We start from the raw sequence: 7,761 nt of genomic DNA on the forward strand, positions 1-7,761 counted from the left end.
TCTTCCCTTTCGGGCTGCCCTGCGCTGTGAGTAAGGCTTTACGCCCCCATTCCAGTCTCACAACACTAATCAATTATTCCTTTTCCGCAGTTCTCCCTCTAGCAGCTACAAGAGAGCGGTTTTATCGTGCTTTCGCAAGTTTTGATTAGTGCCTTTACCTGCCACCTATGGAACTTCCCTTGATCGGTGGCTGATGCGCATCGCCTGTTCCAAAACATCTTGAATCCAAAACAGGTGCAGGAATACTTGAAGTGCTTAAACGATATGGCTATCATGAAAGAACTTACCAAGGGCTGAAATCTTGTAAGTATTCCGAAATAAACCGACTCGCCAAAGTCGGTTTTTTCACATCTGAAAAAGAGATTAATGCTAAAAGCGTTTGAACTCAACTATCCTTTTCTCATCTAACAACATCACCATACAAATCTCATAGTGCAGCCTAGTTGAGAATTATTCTCATTTGCGATATACTATAGCTATGGGGTTGTTCTACTCCGCACACCACTTCACTAATAATTCTCCGTTTTATCTTTATTGTTTTTCAGAAAAATCAGGAATATCTATGGAATTTACAGACAGCTATAAGCTCGCCTGCGCCACCTACTGCGCCAAAAATCAACGTCTGACTGACGTTATCCTCTGCATTGAAGCTGTATTGGCAGGGTTCACCGTTAAAGAAATCATAGAGCACAGACTGGCCCGAAATCTTTCTATCAGGTCGATACAACATTACCACTCAAAATACCAACAAAAGGAAATTTAAATTATGAATCAAGAAATTATCAACGAATTAAACGAACGTTGTCCAATCAAGTTTGACCAAGAGCGATTAGATACTCTCGAAGCATCAACCAAGATGCTGCATGAACGTGAAGGAAAATACTTCAAAGAGTTTTATTCTTCTATCTATCATTTTCTCAACGATGTACCAGAGAAGTTGAAGCAAAAATACGTGATAGTATCCGACAAATACAGATTGGCTGGTGCTGGTATCAGCATTGTTTATGAGTTACCACCAGCAAAAGCGAAACAGAAATTAGCGGAATCATTAGACAAAGTACGAGTTGATTACCAAGCCGATATTGAAGCCAAACAGCAACGATGGATTGAAGAGCAAATTCAAAGTTTGTTAGACAAGGAAAAAGCCCAGGCAATTTCTGAAGCAGAAAAAAAAGAGCGAGAGTTCAAACAATCGTTGTTATCAATGCTGAAAGTGAACCATCAACAGCCATAGAACGAACTGAAAAGCCCGTATAGCCACTTTAAAGCACCAACCAATACCATTCATTACCCAGCACTAAAACAGCCCAGAAACGCCCTCAGCGAGCACCCTAGAGAAAAATGCAAATATATGACTTGCATCACTATATCTTCTATGTTAATGTAAGCGTGTGGGCAAATTTATACATTAAGGCCACGTACCTATCTCGGAATAAATTCTTCTGGTTATTCTGACAGTTTTTCATTGCCTATTACATTTCTAATAACCATTGATACATAAGGCTCCGCAGGCTTGTTTTCTCATGTAATTTTCAGGGCTGATTTAGGCAAAAACCGGAACGGATACAATCTATTCTATACCTACACTTACATAGGGACATATCGTTATCAGGCATAAATACATAAATAAAAGATCCTCTTACCTGGATTACTCGGTAAACCGCTCTAAAGTTTTAGTCCAGCAGCATATGGATAAATTGATTAAGACTTTTAATGACGCTCTAGCAGAGTGGGAAGTGATCAGAGCAATTAGATTAGATTTTTCATTACCAGCAAGCATGACAAGTGAAGAGCAGGCCGTACTAGATATTCCGGATCTTCTCACTGCATATCAGAAACTCAACGACAGACTACGTAAGAAAATCAGTCTTAAACGAAATTGGAAAGTTGAATTCTCGGAAGATAAAGGTTTACACATCCATACAGTTTATTACTTCGACTCTAAGCAAGTAACCGGCTTTAATCTCAAGGCTAATTTATACAAAACGATTTGTGACTGGTGGGGTGATATCACCAACGAGAAAGGCATAATTAATCTCGTTCCTAGCTACAAATCAGATAGTGATAACGCATTCGCCACATCGGGACAGCCTCATTACTCAACGTTACTGACAAAAAATACAAGTCACTTGAACACCACCAGCAAAGAAGCTTACTTATACAACATCCAGAAGAATAAACACCACTGCCCTGCCGGGTGGGTACATTGGATATCGTATCTCGCCAAAGATGAGCAGAACGCCAATGACCACTACAAAAAATGCCTTGGCTGATTTGATACACAGTTAAGGCCATTTACTTAACAAACTGCACTCTCGATTCATGCATATACAAAAATAAATTAATTAGCACATGCTAATGCAACAATATCAACAAATTACAGTACTCAATCCCCTAAAAATAATAACTATTAAATACACTGTATTCATAAGTTTACCCTGTGAATACACTAATAAATGAATACAAAACTAACGTAACCATTACCCTCACAACTCACAAACAACTATCAAATCTAGGGTCTTAGACTTGTGAATACACCATAATGAGAATACAATATATTCATTCCCACAGATTGAAGTTCACAAGATGAAAATAGCTTACATTCGAGTTAGCAGTTTAGACCAAAACACAGACCGCCAGGATATCGAAGCCGACAAGACCTACACCGACAAGGCCACCGGAACCAACACCGACCGACCAGCATTACAGGAAATGCTACGTTCAATTCGTAGTGGTGACGAGATTCACGTCTGGTCTATTGACCGCCTTGCACGTTCAATCAGTGACATGCACGATTTAATCAAGAAAATCACAAGCAATGGCTGTTCTGTTCATTTCATCAAAGAAAACCTAACGTTCACTGCTGATAAAACTAATCCAATGAATGAGCTACTGCTCAACATGTTAGCCAGTGTTTATCAGTTTGAAACAGCAATACGCAAAGAAAGACAATTGGAGGGCATTGCCAAGGCAAAAGCAAAAGGCACGTACAAGGGGCGTACAACAGCAATGAGACTCAAATCCGAAGTTGCACAACTCCTGGCTGATGACATCAGTCAACGTAAAATTGCTGCTCAACTCAATATCAGTCTATCGTCTGTACAGCGAATCGTTAAACAACTTAAACAAGATGACCCACTGTAAATATTTTGCCATTCTGACGATATTGAAAACCGATGGCTGAAAATTCAGGTTCAGTGGCTCTCGCACCAGTGAGATAGGAACAGAAACAACCCTTTCGGCTGCGCCGACCCCTACCCATTTCGACTCAAATTTATGAGTGATTTGGGTATCTTTTTGGTCGCTTTCAGATTGGGTAAGTTTCTTCCCTTTCGGGCTGCCCTGCGCTGTGAGTAAGGCTTTACGCCCCCATTCCAGTCTCACAACACTAATCAATTATTCCTTTTCCGCAGTTCTCCCTCTAGCAGCTACAAGAGAGCGGTTTTATCGTGCTTTCGCAAGTTTTGATTAGTGCCTTTACCTGCCACCTTTGGAACTTCCCTTGGTCGGTGGCTGATGCGCATCGCTCTGTCCAAAACATCTTGAGTCCAAACAGAGTGCAGGAATACTTGAAGTGCTTAAACGATATGGGCTATCATGAAAGGACTTACACAGGCCGTCAAACCGGTAAGTATTCCGATCAAAGCCGACCTTGCAGGGTCGGTTTTGTCACATCTGGGGATTGAGATTACAACCAAAGAGCTGGGATCTCAACGATCCTTTTCTAAGGTAATGAACGTCCTCAAGAAAAACGCCTCCCATTGGGAGGCGTTTTTCGTATCTGCCAGATGTAAAAAAGGTCGCCGGTTTGGGCAACCTTTTGCGTTCTATCGTTCAGTTCGCACAACGAGTGTTACGTTAAATTACTCATTACTTTCTTTTAAACCAAAGCAGTCCCACTCTATCAGCAATCGACTAAAATTATTTTTTGAAAGATATTTGGCATCTACACACTTACCATCATCATCGTACAGCACAAGGAAAAAAGAACTCGATTCTAGTGTACGACCTAACGAAAGCCATTGAGCAACAATTGTCTCGTAATGTTCTTGATATGATGCGATTTCAAAGCCTTTGTTATTCGATGTTTTAAAATAAATTTTTAGTTTCACGCTTTATCCCATTTATCTCATACACATCATATTTAAGACTAGGTTTGTGTGAGCAATTGAACGTTCTTAATAGACTTAGGCCAAAAAAAACCACTATATACGCAATTGAGCACTATTATAAAGTTACATGCATATCAACACTTTGTGAGTATTGCGTTATGGCTTTGTGTAAAATAAAAAAATACGACACTTTAGTAGATGCTCATACGATTAAACTTCTCGAAAATTTAACAATGGAAATTGGAAATGAAGAAGTTGCTCTACAAGTCACTATTTTGTCATTTGAAAAACTTTGGCATCAAATGGAAATGCATGGAGAGCCCAAAAACACATTTGAATGGCTTCAAATCGAAGCAAAGAAGCTCATAATTTAAAGCAACATAACGTTGTGGTGGTGATTATTATTCCTATTACGTTAAATAGCCGACTTAGCATCTCAAAACGCCAATCTGACGTTCTCAAAACGCTCCTGGAGCGTTTTTAAGCACTTATCCTTACCTAATTAGCCAGAAATCGGGCTGTAAGTTTGTGACGCTTTCAGAGCGATTTACAGGACAAAAAGTTCGCAGTTCGATTGAAACAAAAAACGCCCTCTAAGGGCGTTTTTTCTATGTTTTCATCTTATCGATGGCATCTTTGGTGATCAGCTCGTTAGCTATCTCTAAGTTCTCTTTGTACTTCTTCTCTTTGTACTTCTCATATTCAAATCGAGATAACGAACTTCTCGGATCGTACTCGTAACGCTGACAGAATTGCTCAAAAGTAACAGCTGCACTCATAGACACCTCTTAATCTTTAAACTGAAAACTTCGCATAAAGCTCTGGCTCTTTAGAGAGTAGAGTTAGGACTTTGCTTGCTAAACCTGTCGGATTTCTCCGTCCTTGCTCCCAACTTTTCACGGTATCAATACTCACATCCATCGCTTGTGCCAACTCTTTTTGGCTGACATCCAGTTGTGCTCGGATCGCTTTAACATCGGCAATCTCATAACGAGTGACATTCGCAGGAGTCTGCTCTCCTTTTGCAATCGCTTCGGCTTGCTTCATCGATGTATAAAGTTCATCAAAAATACTATTGCTCATTGTCATACTCTCTCTTAATCGACCTCGACACTTCTTTAAGGAGATTCTTCTCTTTCTGAGTTAAAGAGTCCTTTCTCCCTTTCTTGTACAGCAACACCAAATAGACAACATCAGGTTGGATCAGTAAGTAAATCGTTCGATAACCACCACTCTTACCTGTCGATTCTCCAGCAAGGCGAACTTTTCTTAGCCCTCCCGTTCCGACAATCAACGATCCCATTTCTGGGTTTTTGATGATGTCTGACTGCAACGCTCGAAACTCTTCATCCGTGAGCATCTCTTTTCGCTGAGATTCAAACAATGGCGTTTCAATAAACTCTAATGCGTAGCTAATAACCCGATCCTCTCCCAAAAGAATAGGAGTACATTGTACTCCTGGCAAGCGTATTTTCAAATGTATTAACGATTAAATCCGAAACCTCGACCTCTGCGATTTTGTCGTGCTAACGACTGCTCTTGCTGTATTGCTTTTCCAACGACTGGAGCTGCTGCGTCAAGTTGTTTACTTGCATGGTCAAGCTGCTCACACTGCTCTGTAAGCGTTGGTTCTCCTCGCTGCTCTGCTCGAATCTTTTCTCTAAATCCTTGTAGAGCTTCACGAACTCGCTGTGCTGCTCCTTGTGCTGCCTCTCTAAAACCTCGAAGGCGTGCAAAAGTTGTTTCTCTAGCTCGGTCATTTATTTCCTCTCCAACTTGATCAGCTCGTTCTTGCCATCGTTCATTGTCCACCCCTCCAGAATCGAGTAACCCTCTGGTATCACAATAAAACGTTCCCCTTTCTGGCTCTCGTACAGAGAAAGCCCCCAAGTCTTGTTCTGGAACTGCTCTAGGATCGCTTTTTGGCGGGCTATCTTTTTCTGATTGTCTAATATCGTCTGCCCTTGATACCAAGCGATCCCGTAACTGACGATCACCAAAAATAACAGGGTCACTGGCAACCAAATCCATGTTTTCATCACCAAGAGATTCAAACGTGATTGCTGCTCTTGGATGTCGTTTATGATTTTCTGCTCGCTTGATTTCAACGCATCTTGAATACGTTGTTCGTGCCTCTCGAAGTCTTTCTTTAGCGTTTGCTCGATAGCGTTGGCTTGCTTCTTCGATTGCGAATTGAAGTCCCTCGCCATATTCAAAATCTTGCTCATACAACAAACCTTTTAATCTTATGTTTCGTTTCCCACTTTCGGGATTCTTAATGCTGATGCTTTTAGCTGTCACTCTGGCAATCTCAAATCCTTTGCTTTCAAGCGCACCAATTACCCCTTTTCGACTACGGATCGCGCCTGATTGAGCAAGATTAAGTAGACCATCGGTAAGAAGTTGCTGAATCTCTTTTGCATCGGATGGAGTGTCTTTAGCACTCACCAAGCCTTGCTGATTAGCAGGGTCATCTGGGTCATGAAGCCCTAGTTCAAGATTCTTAATGGTGCGCCACGCATCGATACGAGGATTGTCTGCAAAGTGGTAGTAAGGTTGAAGTCGCTTGCCAGAATGAAGCTCAATATTTGGAATAACAAAATTCAGCTCTAACCGCCCTTTATCAAGATGCTCTACCCAAAGAATGGAGTATTGGTCTTTGTCTAAGCCTGGTAACAAAGCCTTTTCAAAATCAGCCATGAGGCGATCTTTAATCTCTTGTGATAAGTCCGTTTCAGCAAAACAAAGAAAGCCCGATGTGTACTTTTTGGCGTAAGGACTCGAATCAATGAGTGATTGAACTAAATCAGGATCGCCTTGATTGAGTGTCGCCCTCTCCCGATTTCTATCTTTCCCTAAGAGATAATCAACAGGGCCACTCCCAACGCCCTTACCTCTACGAGCGAACTGAACAATCATACTGAGATCTCATACTGTGCCATTATTTGCCCAAGCTGACGCTCGATTGCTGAAAGTTGAGCCAATACTTGAACCACATTCACGACATCATAATTCTGGGTATTCACTACTCTAGTGATCTGATTCAAGTTATTTCCAAGTCCAGATAACTGGCGCAATAATGCGGGGTCTACTTTAGGAACATTGGCTCTTTTAAGAGTCCGTTCCCCAAGACAAGTCTCTCTCACCCAAGGAGCTAATTCCGCACCATCACACCGATCTTTCAGAGCTTGAAGTTCAGTCTCAGTGACTCTGATCTTGATGGACTTTTCTCGTATTACTTTCTTCTTTTCAGTCATGGCAATTCTTTAGTTTGAGTGCTTTTAACTAGGGTTAAGGGAGCGTAGCGTCCCTTACAAGGCACAATGACAACGTAACGAAGTGGAGGGGTCTTTGTGTAGCCTTGCTTATGTGCTTAACAAAAGATAGAAAGTAAGATAAAGAAATGCAAATAAGGGAAATCATGAAGTATCAAACAATGACAGTAAGAGCAAAGAGGAGGCTAGCCAAGCTAGCGCAAACCACCCTTTCGGCTGCGCCGACCCCTACCCTTTTCAACTCAAATTTATGAGTGATTTGGGTATCTTTTTGGTCGCTTTCAGATTGGGTAAGTCTCTTCCCTTTCGGGCTGCCCTGCGCTGTGAGTAAGGCTTTACGCCCCCATTCCAGTCTCACAACACTAATCAATTAT

12 protein-coding genes are annotated in these 7,761 nt (G+C 41.4%); 5 read left to right on the forward strand and 7 right to left on the reverse strand.

All coding sequences use genetic code 11. The features are described 5' to 3' along the window. Positions 1-562: 562 nt before the first annotated feature. From R8O70_RS24520 to R8O70_RS24535, 4 genes are all read left to right on the forward strand, one after another. Positions 563-763, forward strand: a complete 201-nt coding sequence (locus R8O70_RS24520; protein ID WP_318184401.1) for a hypothetical protein — start codon at positions 563-565, stop codon at positions 761-763. 3 nt (positions 764-766) lie between these two features. Beyond that, a complete protein-coding gene (locus R8O70_RS24525) occupies positions 767-1,234 on the forward strand; it encodes a hypothetical protein (RefSeq protein ID WP_318184402.1) in 468 nt (155 codons plus the stop codon). Positions 1,235-1,697: 463 nt separating this feature from the next. After that, on the forward strand, positions 1,698-2,273 hold the full coding sequence (locus R8O70_RS24530) for an inovirus-type Gp2 protein (RefSeq protein WP_318184403.1): 576 nt from the start codon (positions 1,698-1,700) through the stop codon (positions 2,271-2,273). 313 nt (positions 2,274-2,586) lie between these two features. Then, positions 2,587-3,144 carry a recombinase family protein gene (locus R8O70_RS24535; protein WP_169661753.1) on the forward strand — a complete coding sequence of 186 codons (558 nt, stop codon included), beginning with the start codon at positions 2,587-2,589 and terminating at the stop codon, positions 3,142-3,144. 719 nt (positions 3,145-3,863) lie between these two features. Here R8O70_RS24535 and R8O70_RS24540 read toward each other — a convergent pair. Then, positions 3,864-4,112, reverse strand: a complete 249-nt coding sequence (locus tag R8O70_RS24540; protein WP_005398517.1) for a hypothetical protein — start codon at positions 4,110-4,112, stop codon at positions 3,864-3,866. Positions 4,113-4,270: 158 nt separating this feature from the next. Between R8O70_RS24540 and R8O70_RS24545 the strand changes: the two genes are divergently transcribed. Then, positions 4,271-4,486, forward strand: a complete 216-nt coding sequence (locus R8O70_RS24545) for a hypothetical protein (RefSeq protein WP_031819061.1) — start codon at positions 4,271-4,273, stop codon at positions 4,484-4,486. A gap of 234 nt (positions 4,487-4,720) precedes the next feature. Here R8O70_RS24545 and R8O70_RS24550 read toward each other — a convergent pair whose 3' ends face one another. From R8O70_RS24550 to R8O70_RS24570, 6 genes are all read right to left on the reverse strand, one after another. Further along, on the reverse strand, positions 4,721-4,891 hold the full coding sequence (locus R8O70_RS24550; protein ID WP_005398424.1) for a hypothetical protein: 171 nt from the start codon (positions 4,889-4,891) through the stop codon (positions 4,721-4,723). Positions 4,892-4,907: 16 nt separating this feature from the next. Continuing rightward, complete coding sequence (gene nadS, locus R8O70_RS24555; RefSeq protein ID WP_029946694.1) at positions 4,908-5,195, reverse strand: NadS family protein; 288 nt, start codon at positions 5,193-5,195, stop codon at positions 4,908-4,910. After that, the gene (locus tag R8O70_RS24560; RefSeq protein WP_224723981.1) at positions 5,185-5,577 is read right to left on the reverse strand and encodes a type II toxin-antitoxin system RelE/ParE family toxin; all 393 of its coding nucleotides are present in this window, start codon (positions 5,575-5,577) and stop codon (positions 5,185-5,187) included. The genes nadS and R8O70_RS24560 overlap by 11 nt, the downstream gene beginning before the upstream one ends. 61 nt (positions 5,578-5,638) lie before the next feature. After that, a complete protein-coding gene (locus R8O70_RS26515) occupies positions 5,639-5,872 on the reverse strand; it encodes an MbeD/MobD family mobilization/exclusion protein (protein ID WP_169567099.1) in 234 nt (77 codons plus the stop codon). Continuing rightward, a complete protein-coding gene (locus R8O70_RS26520; protein ID WP_203506492.1) occupies positions 5,873-6,340 on the reverse strand; it encodes an MbeB family mobilization protein in 468 nt (155 codons plus the stop codon). Between the two features lie 687 nt (positions 6,341-7,027). Beyond that, on the reverse strand, positions 7,028-7,369 hold the full coding sequence (locus tag R8O70_RS24570) for a MobC family plasmid mobilization relaxosome protein (protein ID WP_025607773.1): 342 nt from the start codon (positions 7,367-7,369) through the stop codon (positions 7,028-7,030). Positions 7,370-7,761: the final 392 nt, after the last annotated feature.

Source organism: Vibrio sp. 779(2023), assembly GCF_033344285.1.
Taxonomy (GTDB): domain Bacteria; phylum Pseudomonadota; class Gammaproteobacteria; order Enterobacterales; family Vibrionaceae; genus Vibrio; species Vibrio alginolyticus.